An 18,911-nucleotide genomic window follows, 5' to 3' on the forward strand; every position below is an offset into this window, starting at 1 on the left:
CTTAAACTTTTCACTATATAAAAAACAACTGTTTTATGAAAAAGATAATTTTTACAGAGAATGCCCCGGCTCCAATCGGACCTTATAACCAAGCAGTTCTTAAAGGAAATACGTTATATACTTCTGGCCAAATTGCAATTAATCCCGCAAATGGAGAATTGGTTACTGACAACATTGAAGTAGAAACAGAACAAGTAATGCAAAATATGAAAGCCGTACTTGAAGCAGCAGGAATGACATTTGAAAACGTTGTAAAAACAACTATATTCATCATGGACATGAATGATTTTGGAAAAATAAACACCGTATATGGTTCTTATTTTAACGAAAAAACCGCTCCAGCTCGTGAAACGGTTCAAGTGGCATGTTTGCCAAAAAATGTAAATGTAGAAATTTCAATGATTGCAATACTTTAGTTAAGTATTGCAATTATTTAGATTTTTATTTGTTGGCAATATGATATGCTATAAGACCATCAATAGGTCTTCTAAGTACGTTACCTAATTTTAATTCATACTTATCGAAAGTCTCTTGCAATTCATCTTTCAAATAAAATGCAATAGATCCTACAAAGTGAACAGGTACTTCTTTGCAATTATCATATTGTTTAATATAATTTTTCACAAAAGACTTCATTCCTTTGAAAATTATTTTTTTACAAAATTCAGTATCTTTATGTTGAATTAAGAACTTTGCAAATGTTGCTAAATAAGCATTAGGATTTGCTTCTTTGTATAGTTTACTTTTGATAGCATCAGGATCTAAATCGTATTCTTTCTCAAATTCTACTGCCAATTCTTTTGGCATTTTATTAAAATAATACTTTCTGATTAGTTCTTTTCCAAAAACATTACCGCTACAATCATCCATAACGATATAACCTAATGATTGTACTTTTTGATGCAATTCTTTTCCATCAAAATAACTACAGTTAGATCCGGTTCCTAATATACTAACAATAGCTTTTTCACCTTTAGGAGTTGTAGCGTAAACTGCAGCATATGTATCCTCTTCAACTACAATAATTGCGTTAGGGAAATAGTTTTGAAAAATTTGTGAAAGTGAAATTTTCATTCTATCTGTTCCACAACCTGCGCCATAGAAAAATAAATGAGTAGCCTCCTTTTTATTTTGCAAAATATCAAAACGATCATTTAGACGTTCAATAATTTCATCTCCATCTAGAATTTCTGGATTCAACCCTAATGTTTGTGTGGTAAACAATACTTTTCCGGCATCATCAATCGCTATCCAATCAGCTTTGGTAGAACCACTATCAACTAATAATCTCATTTTTTTTTGGTTTTTTTGGTTTTTTTGTATTTTGTTTTTCTAATTTAAAATACGTGCCGTATAAAATTTGCATTTAAAAAATGGAACAAAAAATAAAATCCCGTTAAATATAATATAACGGGATTTGTAAATATAAAGAATTATTTTAAACCTGCAATATGTACAGATAAATCAATTAATTTGCTAGAATAACCATATTCATTATCATACCAAGAGATGATTTTGAAGAAAGTAGAGTTCAATCCAATTCCAGCATTAGCATCAATGATAGATGTTCTTGAATCAGAAACGAAATCTTGAGAAACAACTAAATCTTCCGTATATCCTAAAATACCTTTCATTGTAGTTTCAGAAGCATTTTTCAATACAGCCATGATTTCTTCGTAAGTAGTTTCTTTTTCAACTTTTACAGTTAAATCAACTACAGAAACATCAGTTGTAGGAACACGCATTGACATACCTGTTAATTTTCCGTTCAATGAAGGAATAACTTTCCCTACCGCTTTAGCAGCACCTGTAGAAGATGGGATGATGTTACATGAAGCAGCACGTCCACCTCTCCAGTCTTTTCTTGAAGGACCATCAGTAGTCATTTGAGTAGAAGTTGTTGCGTGAACAGTAGTCATCAACGCTTCAACAATTCCAAAGTTATCATTAATAACTTTAGCTAATGGAGCTAAACAGTTAGTAGTACAAGATGCATTAGAAACAACCATATCAGTTGCTAGAGCTTCCTCATGGTTTACTCCCATTACAAACATTGGAGCATCAGCAGAAGGAGCTGAAATAATTACTTTTTTAGCACCACCTTTAATGTGCTCAGTTGCAGTTTCAATTGTTGTGAAGAAACCAGTACATTCAGCAACTACATCAACATCAACTTCATTCCATTTTAAATCTGCAGGATTTCTTTCAGCAGTAATACGAATATTTTTTCCGTTTACAAAAAGTTTTCCATCTATAACTTCAACAGTTCCATTGAAACGACCGTGAACTGAATCATATTTTAATAAGTAAGCTAAGTGATCTACATCTAATAAATCGTTGATAGCTACAACTTCTACATTATCTCTATTGTAAGATTCTCTGAATACAATTCTTCCAATTCTTCCAAATCCGTTTATTCCTAATTTTACTTTTGACATTTTACTTTAATTTTTTTGTTTATTTTTATTAACTCAACCTAAAGTCTAATTTCCTCACAATAAACTTTAACCACTTATGTGGACATAATGTCCGAAACTCTTAATAATTCTCTATCAATCATTGTTTTTCCTTTGATTGCTTGTTCTAAAGGCGTTAACGCTACTTTATCATTTTGCAATCCAACCATATAACTTGACTTTCCTTCCAATAACGATTCAACGGCTTTTACACCTAATCTACTGGCTAAAACTCTGTCAAAACAAGAAGGGGAACCACCTCGCTGCATGTGACCTAAAACCGAAACTCTAACATCGTATTCAGGCAAATTAGCTTCAACGTAATCTTTTAATTCGAATACATTTTTCCCAATTTTATCTCCTTCAGCAATAACAACTATACTTGATGATTTACCTGAAGCTTTACTTTTTTGCAGTGACTCTAATAATCTGTCTAAACCTAAATCCTCTTCAGGAATTAAAATTTCTTCTGCTCCTGCACCAATACCAGCATTCAAAGCAATATGACCAGCATCTCTACCCATTACTTCTACAAAGAATAATCGGTTGTGAGAACTTGCAGTATCTCTAATTTTATCAATTACGTCAACTACAGTATTTAATGCCGTATCGTACCCTAAAGTATGACTCGTCCCAAAAATATCATTATCAATAGTTCCCGGAATTCCCATTACTGGAAAATTAAATTCAGAATTGAATAATAAACCTCCTGTAAAAGTACCGTCACCTCCTATTACCACTAAAGCATCAATTCCTGCTTTAGTAAGATTTTCGTGTGCTTTTTTTCTTCCTTCTGGAGTTTTAAATTCTAAAGATCGAGCCGATTTAAGAATCGTCCCTCCTTTATTTACAATGTTGTTTACACTTCGAGGTCCCATTTCTTTGAAGTCGCCTTCAATCATTCCCTGATATCCTCTATAAATTCCTATGCATTCTATATTATGATAAGCACATGTTCGAACAACTGATCGAATAGCTGCATTCATTCCTGGTGAGTCTCCTCCCGAAGTTAGAACGCCAACTTTTTTTATTGTTTTTGGCATTATTTAAGTATTAAAGTGTAAAATTAGCAAACATTCAGCACTTTTAAAGCTGTGTTTTTAATAAATTAGTAAAGCGTTCCAAATTCAAACGTTTTCGTTGATAAGTTTTTGGAAAAACAAAATAAAAAGGATTTTATTTAACAAAATTGAAAAATAATCGATTTTTATTTGATAATTAACAATTAGCTTGTTTTTTTGATTGCAAACCAACAGAATACTTTAACTATTTGTTACTAAGATACAAAAAGAGAGTTTGCATCTGAAAACTTTAAAAAATAATTGTGATTTGATATAATACCCGACTATTGGAATTACTTATCGTAAGCCAACATTAAACCGTATTATTAACAAAAAATCGCAGCTTTTGTATAATAAAAGAACAACTATTAGTTTTCCTCAGGAAGCAAACCTTCATGGTTTTTCTTAATCTTTTTGGGGATAGATTTATTTGATTTAGAAAAATTAATATAATCCGGAGACATATCAGAATCTTGATCTTCAGCAACAGGCACGGTAGCTCGGTCTATTTTTAGGTTTTTAAAAATTTTATTGACTAACTCTTTGAAAGTATCAAAATCGACCTCATAAGACACCCCTAAACCTTGCGTATATCCAATTCCTTGACCTATATAATTGATGTCATTTTCTTTATTAAAAAGACGTAAATTAAGTGTTCCGTCTTCATTAACTCTATATAAAACTTCAACATCACCTACGATTGCTGATTCATTAATCCCTCCAAAAGGAACACCGAGTTTTCCATTTATAGTAATTCTTTCATTAATTTTTGATGAAATTGTAGCTACAAATCGCCCGTCTGTTTCTTTACCTATTCTTCTGTCTGCACCAATAAAATTAAGACCCACTTTAAATTTCTCATCATCCGATTGTATTATTCCGCCTAATATGCTTGAAGCCGTTTCAAATAAGCTTCCTGAAAAATCAGATTGGCTCACTCCTTCTGGACTTAAAAAACCACCAGAGGATAATAAATACAAGGCTTGAGTCTGTCTTACATCCTTATCATTTAACTTGTATTGAATTTCTGATTTCAAAACATTACTTACTGTTGGAAATTCAATATTAAAATCAGGCTCCGGACTGGTCAAATCGCCTCGAATACCAATAACTACTTCAACAGGAACTTTAGTATTAAAAGATGAATTATCTAATAATACGGCAGGATTTGCTGTCGTTTTATATACTGCTTCTAGATTCAATTGCGCTCTCATCGGATTTCCTTCCCAAGAAATAGAACCACCTTTTTTAACTGCAAATTTCTTATCAATCAATCCGCCGTATTTAAAATTATAGGTTCCTTCATACGCCTGGAAATCTCCCCACATATTAAATTTTCCTAAAGTATTAATTTTAAACAATAAAGATCCAAAACCCTTTCCTTTCATTCCATGACCCGTATTTCGGTCTAAAATCACTTCTACTTCGGCATCCGGAGTAATATCAAAATCAAACTCTAATTCCAGTCCGTTATAATTTCTGGTATTATCCGTAATCCCATTTTTTAAATTGTATTTTTCTTGAGCAGTCACAAAATGTAGAAAAACATTATCACTAACGCTTTCGGCATTATTAATAGGAATTTTAACAGCTGTTCCTTTTTCTGATTTTGCGTCAACTTTTATAAACAAAGAATTCGTTGGTCCTTTTATAGTGGCAATACCATCAATAAAAGCAGTACCGTAATAGGCCGCATCTTCACTATCTTGAGTGTCTAATGCTAAAAGCCTTTTGGAATTAATGGCTAAATCTAATTTCCAATCTGCAAAATTATTATGCTCAATACTTCCGTTCAATTTACCTACAGTCCCATATTTTGTATCCGTAAGCGTATTGTTCCTAAATAGGAATTTCTCATCTGTAAGATCAATAATTGTATTGTTGCTCAATGCATAATCAACATTCAAATACGGGATGGTTATACCGGCATCATCCAAAAATAAGCGTCCATTAATATTGGGCTTTTTAAGATTTCCCTCAATCGTGGAATTACCTGATATAGAACCTCTAATATTTGATAAAACTTCCCCACCAAGCGAGTTAAGAGTTGCAATATTAAACTTTTCGAATTTTAGTTTTAAATCAAGTATGGTTTCCTTGTTTACAATTTCAAAGCTTCCATTAGCATTAAAGGATTCTAAATTTTTATTTTCTAAATTAGAATTGATAGTAAACTTTCTCAGGCTTTCATCCCCTTCAATTTCAAAATTCAAAGTACCCAAATCTGTTTTGTTTACATTTAAATTATCAATTACTATAGAAGATGTAGGCTGATAAATATTATTATTCTGCTTGAAATTTACCTCGCCATTTATATTTCCATGCGCCACAAACTTATTATTGGCGGGCGTAATTTGGTTTAAATCTACATCCTTAAAGCTTAATTTCAAATCCTTGACATTTGAGCCTTTAAAAGCACCCATTAACGAAATAGACTGATTTTCATGCGACAAAATTATATTGTCAATGTCGAAGTTTTTAAATGATTTATCAAAAACAATCTGATTATTTGGCGTTTCATCTTCATTCAAAAACCAAAGATAATCCTTGAATTTCACTTCTGATTTACTGATACCAACTACGTTATTGTTGTCCTTATTAATCGTATGATATAAATTCAGATTATAATAATCTTCCCCTTTAGATCCGCCTTTAAATTCAGAACGAAAAAACAAAGTATCTTTCATTGTAACATTTATTACACTAAAATCACGAATTTTATAATATTTCGTTTTTATACTATCTAATTCTATGTAAGCATTATAAAGTGGGTTTTTATTATCTACCGAAACTCTAATATTATCAAATGTATTATCAGAAGCTATTATTTGTGGCGAATTAAAATTAAGTTTAAACTCCTGATTATCAGAATCTATATTTCCTTTGATTATTGTATTAGAACCGATTGAAATATCAGGGTAAAATATTTCGATGATTTTATTATAAATCGAAAAATTAAATTTAAGAAACTGCCCTTTTTTAACCTTACTTGGTTGGAAATTCGTATAAAGGCTTCCCAAAGAATTTTTTACTAAATTCTCCAATTGATTGAATTCATATTTACCTACAATTTCACCTTCAACAATATCAGGAGAGTTTACCGTTATAGTTCTAATTCTATTTTGGTCAAAACTGGAAATTATTGTAAAATCATCAAAGTTGTAGGTGCCTTTTGTATTTTGATAAGAGGTTTTATTGATGTATACATTTCCCTGAAAATTCTCTATATTATTTCCAGAAGCCTCAACTACAACATCCCCTTTAAAAATAGAAACAGAATCTTTTACTAATTTCAGTTTAGTTAAATCTGCATTTTCAACATTGATATGAAAATCGTATCGGCTGTCTTTTTTACTTAAATCCAATAAACCGTCAAAAGTCATACTCAAATTAGGGTCATTTACCGTTATTTGACCTTTGTAATTGGGGCTTTTCAGTGTTCCATTGACAACAATATTAGTATAATTGTAGTTTTTATAATCTATTTGACTAATATCACCCTTTATAGCAGTATCCAAATATTTTTGCTTGAATCCCTTTCCATCTACATCAATATTCAAACTCACACTGCCTAATTCCTTCTGATCTAATAATGTCCCAATATCAAAATTTTCTAAAATCACATTCCCAAAATAGGAAGCCTTGTCAATCACATCGATATTTTGTATTTCTAAATTTGAAGTTACTTTTCCTAATGCAGTAATCATAGAAAAATCAGCTTCAACAGCAGTTGTTGAAACATTAGACGTTCCCGCAGCGGTAAATCTCCCTAATTTTTTTAAAGAAGTAGGTAATTTATTCCCTAAAATATTGGGAAGTATTACGATTAAATCATCGTAACTGGAAGTTAACTTATCAAACTTAGCATACATCGAAAATTTTTGCCCTTTTTTGGCAAACAAATTCTTGAAATTTATATCGCCGTTAATTTGTGTCTTGCGATCATCAACTAATTCTAAATTTTTAAATTTCAAATCATTCAGAGTCCCTTTTATACTTGCTTTGGTATAAAAATGTTGATTCCTGCCTAATTCTTTATAAAAATAACGAATGTCATTTGAAGCAATTGATGCTGCATCTAATTTTATATCAAACTGAACTTTATCCGTAAAATTAGAAAAATCTTCAATTTTATATTTTAATAAAACAGTCCCTTTCAAGGTTGATTCTTTAGTCAACAAATCAAGATTTTCCAGTTTTATATTCTTTTTTGAATAACTGAATTTGGAACTTAAATTTTTAACATACAAACCACGAAAATCCAAAAATGACATTTTATTAATCATTGTGGTAACATCCGGGCCATATATTTTAAAATCAGTTACCGAAGCGTTCAGTTTAGTAAAATCTAAATCTTTAGGATTTTCACGATTATCATCCGTCAAAATAAAATGACCATCATAAATTTTTAATGTATTCGCTTTTAGTAAAAATTTCTTGCTTGATGGTTTTCCTGTTTCAAAAGCTGCAATAAACTTATCGAGATTGGATTGTTTTTCGTTTTTGTACGTTCTCAAATTAAAAAGCAACCCATGCAAATCTAAATCATCAAAGATTAAATCTCCATCGAGCATTTTTTTACCTTCCAAAATAGTGGTTGAAATTCTATTGGCAAAAATTAAAGTATCTTTATGATGATCCCGAATCAATACTTTTTTAAATTTTACACCTCCAAAAACTGAAATGGCAACTTCATCAATATTAATATTAGTCCCAAAATCTTTGTTGATACTATTAGTAAAGTATTGAGCAATTTTTGTTTGAACAAATGGCATGGTTAGAGCAATACCGAGTACCAACAAAAGTAGGATTAGTCCAAGTAGAGAACGAAATACTATTTTTTTTATTTTTTTGATACCTATATACTATTTAAATTTTCTAATATTTCATTTTGCCTTTGGAAACGGAAGCACCTTAAATAAAAATTCTTTAATTTTGGCTGCTACAAAGTGATTTTTATAATCGACTTGTCAAATGTAATTCAAAATTAGTGCCTTTTTATGCAAAATCCCGAGGTTTTTATTCTTGCCATCGAAAGTTCCTGTGATGATACCGCAGCTGCTATTTTACAAAACGATAAAGTGTTGTCAAATGTTGTTGCAAATCAGCTTATACATAATCAATATGGTGGCGTTGTTCCTGAACTGGCCTCTCGCGCGCACCAACAAAATATAGTTCCGGTAATCGATGCCGCGCTTCGTAATGCAAATATACAAAAAGAACAGCTATCGGCAATTGCCTTTACACAAGGTCCTGGACTGATGGGATCCCTTTTAGTAGGAAGTTCGTTTGCAAAATCAATTGCTTTGGCCTTACAAATTCCTTTGATTGCTGTAAACCATATGCAAGCACATGTTTTAGCCCATTTTATAGATGAAGAAGGATATGAAAAACCTACTTTCCCTTTTTTGGCGTTGACCATAAGCGGTGGACATACTCAAATTATAAAAGTGGACAATTATTTTGAAATGACTGTAATTGGTGAAACCACTGATGATGCGGTTGGCGAAGCTTTTGATAAAAGCGCAAAAATACTGGGTCTTCCCTACCCTGGCGGTCCATTAATTGACAAATATGCGCAACTTGGAAATCCGAAAGCCTTTGTATTTACAAAACCAAAAGTTCCAGGATTGGATTTCAGCTTTTCAGGTCTAAAAACGGCAATTTTATATTTTATTCAAAAGAAAAAATTAGAAAACCCAAATTTTGTTGACGAAAACCTCAATGACATTTGCGCTTCTATTCAACACACCATTATTGAAATTTTAATGGACAAAATAAAATTAGCTGTAAAAGAAACCGGAATAAAACAAATTGCGATTGGCGGAGGAGTTTCTGCAAATTCTGGAATCCGAAATACATTAAAAGAAACAGAGAATAAATACGGTTGGAAAACCTTTATTCCTAAATTTGAATACACTACCGATAATGCTGCAATGATTGGAATTGTAGGTTATCAAAAGTTTTTATCTCAAAAATTTGAAACTTCATCTGTCGTTTCTAAAGCAAGAATACAATTATAAATTATGCAATTATTTTACAATCCAAATATTACTGAATCTACAGAAACCTTTTCTTTTGATAAAGAAGAAAGCAAACATATTATTAAAGTACTGCGCAAGAAAGATACTGATATATTATTTGTAACCAATGGCTTAGGATTTTTATTTAAAACTGAAATAACATTAGCTTCGGATAGCAAATGCACCGTTAAAATCCTTTCATTCGAAAAAGCAGCATCTTCAAAATTTCATTTGCATTTGGCGGTAGCACCTACAAAAATGAATGATCGTTACGAATGGTTTCTGGAAAAAGCAACTGAAATAGGCATACACGAAATCACACCTATTATTTGTGATCATTCTGAACGAAAAGTCATCAATAACGAGCGATTTGATAAAATTTTATTAGCTGCCATGAAGCAATCTAATGAATTGTATTTGCCAAAATTAAATGATGCCATAACCTTCAAAGAATTTATTAAACTTGAAAGAAAAGGTTTAAAACTGATTGCACATTGCGAAGAAACGGATAAAAAAACACTAAAATCAGTTTTGAAGCCCAATGAAGATGTGACATTACTCATAGGTCCGGAAGGTGATTTTTCTGAAAAAGAAATCGCTTTTGCTCTTGAAAACAACTTTAATCCTGTTTCATTAGGAAATACTAGATTAAGAACTGAAACTGCCGCTATTGTAGCCTGTCATAGCATAGTTTTTGTCAATGAGGAGGAATAAAAACTGATTTAAATCATTATGAGACAACTATTTTATCTACTGTTATTGTTTTCAATTCCAACATTTTCGCAAGAAATTGCTTTGGTAAAATATAGCGGCGGCGGTGATTGGTATGCAAATCCTACTTCTTTACCAAATTTGATAAAATATTGTAATACCAATATCAATACCCGAATAAAAACAAAACCATCCACCGTTGAACCCAGCAGTCCTGATTTATTTTCCTATCCCTTTGTTCACATGACAGGACATGGAAATGTAGTCTTTAATGATGCTGACAGGAATAATCTTAAAAATTATTTACTCGCTGGAGGATTTCTCCATATTGATGATAACTATGGTATTGACCAATATATTCGAAAAGAAATAAAAAAAATATTTCTAAATAATGACTTGATCGAAATCCCTGCCAATCATGCCATTTTTCAAAAACCATATTCATTCCCAAACGGATTGCCAAAAATACACGAACATGACGGAAAACGACCACAAGCCTTCGGGATATTTATTGAAAACAAATTAGTATTGCTTTACACCTACGAATGTGATTTAGGTGACGGTTGGGAAGATCCAGAAGTCAATAACGACCCAATTAACGTTAGGGAGAAAGCTCTAAAAATGGGTGCTAATATCCTTAATTATATTTTTAATAATTAAGAATTCTGCCTGCCAATTTCTATTTTAAAACGGCTTATTCAATATTTAGATTTGAATAGGCTATTTTTATATAAAACCGTTTCAATAATCATATATTTCTCTTAAAGTTATTGAAAAAACAAGAACAACAACCACAAAAAGGCTTTTTACTGCAAAAACACAAAACATCAATTTCATATACATTTACAATATTATTTTATTAAATCTCAGATTATCTCTTAAATAACTACATCATCTCTACAATTTTGATTGCTGGAATTTGGTAAAAAAAAATTGTATGAAAGTACTTGTAAATTATAAGCCCCTAAAATTAACTAAAAGCAGTAAAATCAATGGAATGGTTTTTTTTTTAGATTTTTTTTTCAATAAAATTTTTTTTGTGAAAAAATTGTTATAAAATTGTGAAATAATTAACCAAATCTATTAATTTATAACAAATTTTTTATGAAAAAAATTCTTTTATCTGCCGTAGCATTATTGATGCTTTTCTCTTGTCAAAACGACACAACAGAAGTTGCACCAGAAGCCAGTGTATTGGCACGTCGCGGTTGTGCATCTCAAGAAGTTCTTGAAGCACAAATGAAAGCTGACCCAACTTTAGCTTTAAGAATGAACGAAATTGAAGCATTTACTGAAAAAGCAATGCTATCTGGTCGTTTAGTAAACGGAAAAGTTGAAATTCCTGTTGTAGTAAACGTATTGTACAGAACTGCTGCAGAAAACATTTCGGATGCTCAAATTCAATCTCAAATTGATGTATTAAATGCAGATTTTAATGCAACTAATTCAGATTTCAGTAGTACTCCTGCTTTATTCTCTGGAGTTGCTGCAAATGTGGGTATTACTTTCGTTTTAGAAACAGTAAATAGAAAATCTACTACTAAATCATCTTGGGGAACTAGAGATGCAATGAAAAAAACAAAACAAGGAGGTTTAGATCCTACTTCACCTACAACAAAACTTAACATGTGGGCTTGTACTATTGGTGGTGGAATCTTAGGTTATGCTCAATTTCCTGGAGGATCAACAACTACTGATGGTGTTGTTATCGATTCTAAATATTTTGGATTATCTGGAACAGGAGCTTATCCTTATAACTTAGGAAGAACTGCTACTCACGAAGTTGGTCACTGGATGAACTTACGTCACATTTGGGGTGATGCAACTTGTGGAAGTGATTTAGTTTCTGATACACCTACACACAATACCGCTAATTATGGTGTACCAGCTTACCCACATTACAGCACTTGTACTGGAACTCCAGTAGAAATGACAATGAACTACATGGATTACACAGACGATAGAGGAATGTACATGTTCTCTAACGGTCAAAAATCAAGAATGGCTGCAATTTTTGTTTCTGGTGGAGCAAGAGCAGGTTTCGGAATATAATTCCCCTTCAAACTCAATATAAAGAAGCGACCTAATAAGTCGCTTCTTTTTTTTTAAGATATTTTGACTCTATTCTAAAATAGTAAAACTAACCCATCTCATGTTCTTATACTAAAAGCATAATTTTAACTCATTTTTTAAATTATTTTTTAAATAAATGTTTAAAAAATTTGTTTTTCGGAAAATTTGTTATAAAATTGCTACATAATTAACCAAAACCATTAATTTATAACAAATTTATTATGAAAAAAATTCTTTTATCTGCTGTAGCATTATTGATGCTTTTTTCTTGTCAAAATGAAACAACAGAAATTACTCCCTCAGCTGATGCAATTACAAAACGTGGTTGCGCATCTCAAGAGGTGTTAGCTGCACAAATGAAGGCTGACCCAACTTTAGCCTTAAGAATGAACGAAATTGAAGCATTCACACAAAAAGCAATGTCAACAGCCCGTTTAGTAAACGGAAAAGTTCAAATTCCTGTGGTTGTAAATGTTCTTTACAGAACTACTGCCGAAAATATCTCATTAGCACAAATTCAATCACAAATTGATGTATTAAACAAAGATTTTAACGCAGCTAACTCCGATTTTACTAGTGTTCCTACATTATTTTCTGGAGTTAAAGCCAATGTAGGTATCTCTTTTGTTTTAGATCAAGTAATTAGAAAATCAACCACTAAAACATCTTGGGGAACAACAGATGCAATGAAAAAAACTACTTCAGGTGGTTTAGCTCCAACATCTCCAACTACAAAATTAAATCTTTGGGTTTGTACAATTGGTGGCGGGATTTTAGGATATGCTCAGTTTCCTGGAGGATCATCTTCAACTGATGGTGTAGCTATTGATTCTAAATATGTAGGAACTACCGGAACTGCTACTTATCCTTATAACTTAGGAAGAACTGCTACTCACGAAGTTGGTCACTGGATGAACTTACGCCACATTTGGGGTGATGCAACTTGTGGAAGCGATTTAGTTTCTGACACACCTACACACAATACTGCTAACTACGGTGTTCCAGCGTATCCACATTACAGCACTTGTACTGGAACTCCAGTAGAAATGACTATGAACTACATGGATTACACAGATGATAGAGGAATGTACATGTTCTCTAACGGTCAAAAATCAAGAATGGCGGCTTTATTTGTTTCTGGCGGATCAAGAGCTAGTTTTGGAATATAATTTTTAGTTTTTTTAGATTTTAAAACTCGCTACTAGTTAGCGAGTTTTTTTTATCTTTATAACCTAAAATAGCGATATGATTACATCTAAAACCATTTCAAATGGCATTATCAGAGCATTATTAACAACAGTTTTCGTTGGTTTAATTTTATTCTTCTTCTATCAAATTCAATCTGTACTAATTTATCTAGTTGTATCGTTTATACTTACATTAATAGGAAATCCTATTTTAGACTTTTTTAAAAAGCGATTGAAGTTCAACCATGTTTTTGCAACAATAGCAACTTTGTTTATTTTCATACTAATCATATTTGGGTTTATAATGATGTTCGTTCCTTTGATTTTATCTCAAGGACAAAATCTATCACTTCTTAACACTGCTGAAATTGAGAAAAACATAGTCCAGTTAATCAATCAAATCACGGTATTTTTAGACAATCACCAAATTGATTCCGCAAAGGTTTTAAAAGAAGCAAACATTACTTCTAAAATAAATTTTAATTTCATCCCTAACTTTTTAAATACAATTCTAGGTACAATTAGTAGTTTGGGTGTAGGATTAGGCTCAGTATTATTTATTACTTTTTTCTTTCTCAAAGATAGATTAATGTTTATCGTTGGTGCTAAAAAATTAATTCCAGACAGTCATGAAGATCAAATTTTGAATTCATTGGAAAAAATAAATTATTTACTGTCTCGTTATTTTATTGGTTTACTGCTTCAATTGTTTATTGTATTCATTTTATACCTTATAGTCCTAGTTATTTTTGGTGTTCCAAATGCAATTGTTATTGGTTTTTTATGTGCTGTGCTAAATATCATTCCCTATATAGGTCCATTAATCGCCTCTTTTTTAGCTGCAATTTTAACTATGATGAGTAATTTAGGAAGTGATTTTCAATCTGAAATTTTACCTACAACTATTTATGTGTTAATAGGTTTTTGGATTGTTCAGATAATTGATAATAACCTATCGCAACCTATAATTTTTTCCAAAAGCGTTAGCTCACATCCCCTAGAAATATTTCTTGTCATCTTAATTGCAGGTTTCCTTTTTGGAATATTAGGCATGATTGTGGCTGTTCCTTTGTACACCATATTAAAAGTATTTGGGAAAGAATTCTTTCCTGACAACAAAATCATTCAACTATTAACTAAAGATATTTAATTTTGGATTTAAGGATTCTAAATGCCGAAATACAGGCGTTTATCAATAATAATATTGGCAAAAGTATTTCGAAGTTAGCACTACAAAAAAATCCCTTTCAAGATGTGGAGTGGATTTCCGTTTTGAACCAAATAGAAGCCAAAACAAAATCTAAAGATAAATTACCGAATTGGTTTGTTACAAAAAATATTATTTATCCAAGTAAAATTTCAATAGAACAAACTTCGTCGGAAAAAACGGCAGCGTATAAAGCTTCAATTGTATCCGGTGAATCGCTAATCGATTTAACGGGAGGTTTTGGTGTTGATGATTTTTATTTTGCAAAAAAAACAAAGACGCTGGTACATTGTGAAATTAATCCTGAACTGTCAAGTCTGGTAAAACACAATTTTGAGCAATTAAATGTTTCTAATATCACCTGCTATGCTGGAGATAGTTTAACTACATTAAACACTTTAAATGCAAAATGGGACTGGATTTACATTGATCCTTCCAGACGAAATGAAGCCAAAGGCAAAGTATTTATGCTGAAGGATTGCTTACCAAATGTTACTGAAAATCTTGATTTTTATTTCACCAATTCAAATGCTGTTCTAATAAAAACAGCACCCATTCTTGATATTTCGGCGGGTTTGTCAGAATTAAAACACGTAAAAACGATTCATATCGTAGCCTTAGAGAATGAAGTAAAAGAATTATTATGGGAATTGCACAAAGGCTATTCTGGAGATATAAGCATCAAAACTGTCAATATTGTAAAGGATAAAACGGAAACATTCGATTTTATTTTGAATGATGATTCTAAATTTCCAAACTTTAGTTCGCCGCAAAAGTATTTATATGAACCCAATAGTGCTATCATGAAATCAGGCGGATTTGATGAAGTAAGCTCATCATATAATCTAAATAAACTACACAAACACTCCCATTTATACACATCAACTACCTTAATACCATTTGCAGGTCGCGTTTTTGAAATTCAAAATACATTTCCTTATAACAAAACGGAAATGAAAAATCATTTAGAAAAGAATCAAGCAAATATAACCACCCGTAATTTTCCTGACAGCGTAGAAAGCATTCGAAAAAAATGGAAAATAAAAGACGGAGGAAATGTATATTGTTTTTTCACAACTGATGAAAATAATCATAAAATAGTTTTAATTTGCACCAAAATATCATAAAAATGAAATACGTTATTACACTAACTTTATTATTCTTCAGTCTGAATATATTTGCTCAAAAACCATGTGAATATAACACAAATGTTACCGATTCTTTAGGCACATACAAATCGACAAAAGAATACATGATTAGCGAGAAAAATTTTGCAGGAAATTCCAGTTACATTTTTTATTCTTTAGCATTAACAGATGGACTACCGACATTGAATCTACAAATCATCCAAAAAAGTAAAGACTTTTTGAAAGCGAATTGTTTTGATAAAAATTCAAAATTATTTTTACAGTTAAATAATGGAAAAATAATCACGTTGATTCACATCGATCAAGAAAATTGCGGTACTATGCTACGCGACGATAAAGGATTCGACAATAGAGTAAATTCAGGGATTTTCATGTTTATGAAAGATAGCTTTGAAGAATTAAAAAATTCTCCAGTGTCAATGATGCGTATTAAATATTTTACGGATACAGAAGATTACATCCTCAAAAAAGAGTTTAAATCTGAATTAACGAATGAAATTTACAAACCGGAAACGTATTTCATTGACAATTTAAAATGTATTGAATAACGGCTATTTACAATCCCATTTAGCATTAGAAACTTTATCATTCAAACCTGACTTCAAATTGTAGTGCCACCATTCTGAATCAAAAGAATTGAAACCACTATTTACCATAATTGTTTTCAAGACCATCCTGTTTTGTTTCACTTCTTGTGAAACATTCGGATAATTGTGACTCGCTTCAATTCCAAAAAAATCGAAAGAAGTTCCCATATCCAATTCTTTCCCAGTACTGTCTATCAAAGTAATATCTACGGCTCCTCCTCTATTATGAATAGAACCTTTGGTAGGATTTGCAACATATTCTGGATTAGATACAATTTTCCACATTTTTTTTTGAATGTCCAAAGGTCGATAGCAATCAAAAATTTTGATTTTAAAGCCTTTCTCCATGAATTTTTTATTCACTTCAACAAGCGCACTAACGGTTTTTAAGCGTAAAAAACATTCTGCACAATCATACACCTTTGCTTTTAGAAAATTATCAGGCGTTGCATACTTCATATCATAGACAAAATCTTGGCTATAGTCTTTTAAATTTACAAATGTAGTGTCATTGATAATTGAACTATTATTTTCTTGAACAGCAGAAACGATAGTTTGTGATTTACAGGAAACAATACACAAAAAGGTACAAAGAAGTGCAAATGGTTTGAAGCAGGAAGTCATAAACGCTATTTTTTATAAAAATAGAATAAATAAAGGGATTTCAGGAAATATAAAAACAAAAAAAACGATACTATTTCTAGTATCGTTTTAAGTGAAGGCAGAAGGATTCGAACCTTCGACCGCCTGCTTAGAAGGCAGGTGCTCTATCCAGCTGAGCTATGCCTCCATTGCTCATGTAAAAAAAAATAGTCGGGGTGGCAGGATTCGAACCTGCGGCCTCCTGCTCCCAAAGCAGGCGCGATAACCGAGCTACGCTACACCCCGAAAAGCAAATTATAAAGCGGAGGGACAGGGACTCGAACCCTGGCACCGATTACTCGATGACAGTTTAGCAAACTGCTCCATTACCACTCTGGCACCCCTCCAAGCTCAAGGAAACGTGTCCTGTTTTGCGGTTGCAAATTTAAGATATCTTTACGTTTCTCACAACTATTTAGAACCTTTTTTTTAATATTTTTTATCATTTTTACAAAAACACTTCACAATCAAATATATAGAATAAAAATAAATTTAAAAAAAGATAATGACAAAATCAAAATTTGAAATTGTTTAAAAAAGATTAAATTTGCTACATAAACCAACATTATAAAAAAGTCATGAACAAAAGAGTTGTTATCGTTTCTGCCGTTAGGACACCTATCGGAAGTTTTATGGGGGGATTATCTACAGTTACTGCTCCAAAATTAGGAGCAATCGCTATTAAAGGTGCTTTAGATAAAATAAAGTTAGATCCAAATTTAATTGATGAAGTATTCATGGGCAATGTAGTTCAAGCCGGTGTAGGACAAGCTCCTGCAAGACAAGCTGCGCTTTTTGCCGGCTTACCAAATTCAGTTGCCTGTACCACAATAAATAAAGTATGCGCTTCAGGAATGAAAGCAGTTATGTTGGGCGCGCAAGCTATTCAATGCGGTGATGCCGAAATTGTAGTTGCCGGTGGAATGGAAAACATGAGTTTGATTCCACACTACATGAATTTAAGAAATGGAACTAAATTTGGCCCTGCAACCATGATTGACGGAATGCAGAAAGATGGACTTACTGATGCTTACGATAACAGCGCTATGGGAGTGTGTGCTGACTTATGCGCAACAGAATATAACTTTACTCGTGAAGATCAAGATAACTTCGCAATTCAATCGTATGAGCGTAGTGCAAAAGCATGGGATTCAGGAAAATTTGACAATGAAGTTGTTCCTGTTCCAGTTCCACAAAGAAAAGGAGATCCTATTATTGTTTCCAAAGATGAAGAATTCACTAATGTGAAATTAGATAAAATACCATCATTAAATGCCGTTTTCACAAAAGACGGAACCGTAACTGCAGCTAATGCATCAACTATCAATGATGGAGCAGCAGCAGTAATATTAATGAGTGAGGAAAAAGCAATCGCTTTAGGATTAAAACCGTTGGCGTATATCAAAGGGTATGCAGATGCAGCTCAAGAGCCTAAATGGTTTACTACAAGTCCTGCTAAAGCGATTCCCAAAGCATTAGAAAAAGCTGGAATAACAATCAATGATGTAGATTATTTTGAATTCAATGAAGCATTTGCTGTTGTAGGTTTGGCAAACTCAAAAATTCTTGGATTAGAAGACAACAAAGTAAATGTAAATGGTGGTGCTGTATCTTTAGGACATCCTCTTGGTTGTTCAGGGGTTAGAATCATTGTTACATTATTAAATGTTTTAGAACAAAACAATGCTAAAATTGGTGCTGCTGCAATTTGCAATGGCGGTGGCGGTGCTTCAGCAATTGTAATTGAAAGAGCCTAAATAATCATCTATTAAGAGTTATAGACTTTAAAAACCTATAACTCTTAATTCTTAACTCA

At 32.0% G+C, this 18,911-nt stretch carries 15 protein-coding genes and 3 tRNA genes; 10 read left to right on the top strand and 8 right to left on the bottom strand.

Features of this window, described 5'->3' with window-relative positions; translation table 11 throughout:
- The first annotated feature begins 35 nt into the window (after positions 1-35).
- Entirely contained in the window at positions 36-416 is a 381-nt protein-coding gene (locus ACNQF8_RS13590; protein ID WP_315208164.1) for a RidA family protein, read from the top strand.
- Between the two features lie 25 nt (positions 417-441).
- Here the strand turns inward: ACNQF8_RS13590 and ACNQF8_RS13595 are convergent, their stop codons facing one another.
- From ACNQF8_RS13595 to ACNQF8_RS13610, 4 genes are all read right to left on the bottom strand, one after another.
- Positions 442-1,293: an N-acetylglucosamine kinase gene (locus ACNQF8_RS13595; RefSeq protein ID WP_282716405.1), complete on the bottom strand. Its 852-nt coding sequence runs from the start codon at positions 1,291-1,293 to the stop codon at positions 442-444.
- Positions 1,294-1,433: 140 nt separating this feature from the next.
- Entirely contained in the window at positions 1,434-2,438 is a 1,005-nt protein-coding gene (gene gap / locus ACNQF8_RS13600; RefSeq protein WP_417952125.1) for a type I glyceraldehyde-3-phosphate dehydrogenase, read from the bottom strand.
- Between the two features lie 74 nt (positions 2,439-2,512).
- Positions 2,513-3,499, bottom strand: coding sequence for a 6-phosphofructokinase (pfkA, locus tag ACNQF8_RS13605; protein ID WP_417953774.1), 987 nt, complete (start codon positions 3,497-3,499; stop codon positions 2,513-2,515).
- A 386-nt stretch (positions 3,500-3,885) separates the two neighbouring features.
- The gene (locus ACNQF8_RS13610; RefSeq protein WP_417953773.1) at positions 3,886-8,292 is read right to left on the bottom strand and encodes a translocation/assembly module TamB domain-containing protein; all 4,407 of its coding nucleotides are present in this window, start codon (positions 8,290-8,292) and stop codon (positions 3,886-3,888) included.
- 225 nt (positions 8,293-8,517) lie between these two features.
- Here ACNQF8_RS13610 and tsaD point away from each other — a divergent pair, with 225 nt between their 5' ends.
- From tsaD to ACNQF8_RS13650, 8 genes are all read left to right on the top strand, one after another.
- On the top strand, positions 8,518-9,540 hold the full coding sequence (gene tsaD, locus ACNQF8_RS13615) for a tRNA (adenosine(37)-N6)-threonylcarbamoyltransferase complex transferase subunit TsaD (RefSeq protein WP_417952128.1): 1,023 nt from the start codon (positions 8,518-8,520) through the stop codon (positions 9,538-9,540).
- Between the two features lie 3 nt (positions 9,541-9,543).
- Positions 9,544-10,254 (top strand): 16S rRNA (uracil(1498)-N(3))-methyltransferase, encoded by a 711-nt coding sequence (locus tag ACNQF8_RS13620; protein ID WP_417952129.1) that lies wholly within the window; start codon positions 9,544-9,546, stop codon positions 10,252-10,254.
- Between the two features lie 18 nt (positions 10,255-10,272).
- A complete protein-coding gene (locus ACNQF8_RS13625) occupies positions 10,273-10,911 on the top strand; it encodes a DUF4159 domain-containing protein (protein ID WP_417953772.1) in 639 nt (212 codons plus the stop codon).
- A 444-nt stretch (positions 10,912-11,355) separates the two neighbouring features.
- Positions 11,356-12,303, top strand: coding sequence for a zinc metalloprotease (locus ACNQF8_RS13630; RefSeq protein WP_417952131.1), 948 nt, complete (start codon positions 11,356-11,358; stop codon positions 12,301-12,303).
- A 242-nt stretch (positions 12,304-12,545) separates the two neighbouring features.
- Positions 12,546-13,493, top strand: coding sequence for a zinc metalloprotease (locus tag ACNQF8_RS13635; RefSeq protein ID WP_417952132.1), 948 nt, complete (start codon positions 12,546-12,548; stop codon positions 13,491-13,493).
- 76 nt (positions 13,494-13,569) lie between these two features.
- Positions 13,570-14,661: an AI-2E family transporter gene (locus ACNQF8_RS13640; protein ID WP_417952133.1), complete on the top strand. Its 1,092-nt coding sequence runs from the start codon at positions 13,570-13,572 to the stop codon at positions 14,659-14,661.
- 2 nt (positions 14,662-14,663) lie between these two features.
- Complete coding sequence (locus ACNQF8_RS13645) at positions 14,664-15,845, top strand: class I SAM-dependent methyltransferase (protein WP_417952134.1); 1,182 nt, start codon at positions 14,664-14,666, stop codon at positions 15,843-15,845.
- 2 nt (positions 15,846-15,847) lie between these two features.
- Complete coding sequence (locus tag ACNQF8_RS13650; RefSeq protein ID WP_417952135.1) at positions 15,848-16,414, top strand: hypothetical protein; 567 nt, start codon at positions 15,848-15,850, stop codon at positions 16,412-16,414.
- Between the two features lie 3 nt (positions 16,415-16,417).
- On the opposite strand, the gene ACNQF8_RS13655 is transcribed toward ACNQF8_RS13650, so the two are convergent.
- The 4 genes from ACNQF8_RS13655 to ACNQF8_RS13670 all read right to left on the bottom strand — a co-directional run bounded on the left by ACNQF8_RS13655 (position 16,418) and on the right by ACNQF8_RS13670 (position 17,442).
- On the bottom strand, positions 16,418-17,077 hold the full coding sequence (locus tag ACNQF8_RS13655; protein WP_417952136.1) for a M15 family metallopeptidase: 660 nt from the start codon (positions 17,075-17,077) through the stop codon (positions 16,418-16,420).
- A gap of 92 nt (positions 17,078-17,169) precedes the next feature.
- A tRNA-Arg gene (locus tag ACNQF8_RS13660) sits at positions 17,170-17,243 on the bottom strand.
- Between the two features lie 23 nt (positions 17,244-17,266).
- Positions 17,267-17,341 (bottom strand) — tRNA-Pro (locus tag ACNQF8_RS13665).
- Positions 17,342-17,358: 17 nt separating this feature from the next.
- Positions 17,359-17,442 (bottom strand) — tRNA-Ser (locus tag ACNQF8_RS13670).
- Positions 17,443-17,673: 231 nt separating this feature from the next.
- On the opposite strand from ACNQF8_RS13670, the gene ACNQF8_RS13675 reads away from it, so the two are divergent.
- Positions 17,674-18,852 carry an acetyl-CoA C-acyltransferase gene (locus ACNQF8_RS13675; RefSeq protein ID WP_417952137.1) on the top strand — a complete coding sequence of 393 codons (1,179 nt, stop codon included), beginning with the start codon at positions 17,674-17,676 and terminating at the stop codon, positions 18,850-18,852.
- The last annotated feature ends 59 nt before the right edge of the window (positions 18,853-18,911 follow it).

Origin of the sequence: Flavobacterium labens (assembly GCF_048286755.1) — a bacterium.
GTDB lineage: Bacteria > Bacteroidota > Bacteroidia > Flavobacteriales > Flavobacteriaceae > Flavobacterium.

Excerpts from the sequence above, each read along its gene's own strand:
- ACNQF8_RS13590 (WP_315208164.1), top strand. The coding sequence starts at position 36 with ATGAAAAAGATAATTTTTACAGAGAATGCCCCGGCTCCAATCGGACCT.
- ACNQF8_RS13595 (WP_282716405.1), bottom strand. The coding sequence starts at position 1,293 with ATGAGATTATTAGTTGATAGTGGTTCTACCAAAGCTGATTGGATAGCG.
- gap (WP_417952125.1), bottom strand. The coding sequence starts at position 2,438 with ATGTCAAAAGTAAAATTAGGAATAAACGGATTTGGAAGAATTGGAAGA.
- pfkA (WP_417953774.1), bottom strand. The coding sequence starts at position 3,499 with ATGCCAAAAACAATAAAAAAAGTTGGCGTTCTAACTTCGGGAGGAGAC.
- ACNQF8_RS13610 (WP_417953773.1), bottom strand. The coding sequence starts at position 8,292 with ATGCCATTTGTTCAAACAAAAATTGCTCAATACTTTACTAATAGTATC.
- tsaD (WP_417952128.1), top strand. The coding sequence starts at position 8,518 with ATGCAAAATCCCGAGGTTTTTATTCTTGCCATCGAAAGTTCCTGTGAT.
- ACNQF8_RS13620 (WP_417952129.1), top strand. The coding sequence starts at position 9,544 with ATGCAATTATTTTACAATCCAAATATTACTGAATCTACAGAAACCTTT.
- ACNQF8_RS13625 (WP_417953772.1), top strand. The coding sequence starts at position 10,273 with ATGAGACAACTATTTTATCTACTGTTATTGTTTTCAATTCCAACATTT.
- ACNQF8_RS13630 (WP_417952131.1), top strand. The coding sequence starts at position 11,356 with ATGAAAAAAATTCTTTTATCTGCCGTAGCATTATTGATGCTTTTCTCT.
- ACNQF8_RS13635 (WP_417952132.1), top strand. The coding sequence starts at position 12,546 with ATGAAAAAAATTCTTTTATCTGCTGTAGCATTATTGATGCTTTTTTCT.
- ACNQF8_RS13640 (WP_417952133.1), top strand. The coding sequence starts at position 13,570 with ATGATTACATCTAAAACCATTTCAAATGGCATTATCAGAGCATTATTA.
- ACNQF8_RS13650 (WP_417952135.1), top strand. The coding sequence starts at position 15,848 with ATGAAATACGTTATTACACTAACTTTATTATTCTTCAGTCTGAATATA.
- ACNQF8_RS13655 (WP_417952136.1), bottom strand. The coding sequence starts at position 17,077 with ATGACTTCCTGCTTCAAACCATTTGCACTTCTTTGTACCTTTTTGTGT.
- ACNQF8_RS13675 (WP_417952137.1), top strand. The coding sequence starts at position 17,674 with ATGAACAAAAGAGTTGTTATCGTTTCTGCCGTTAGGACACCTATCGGA.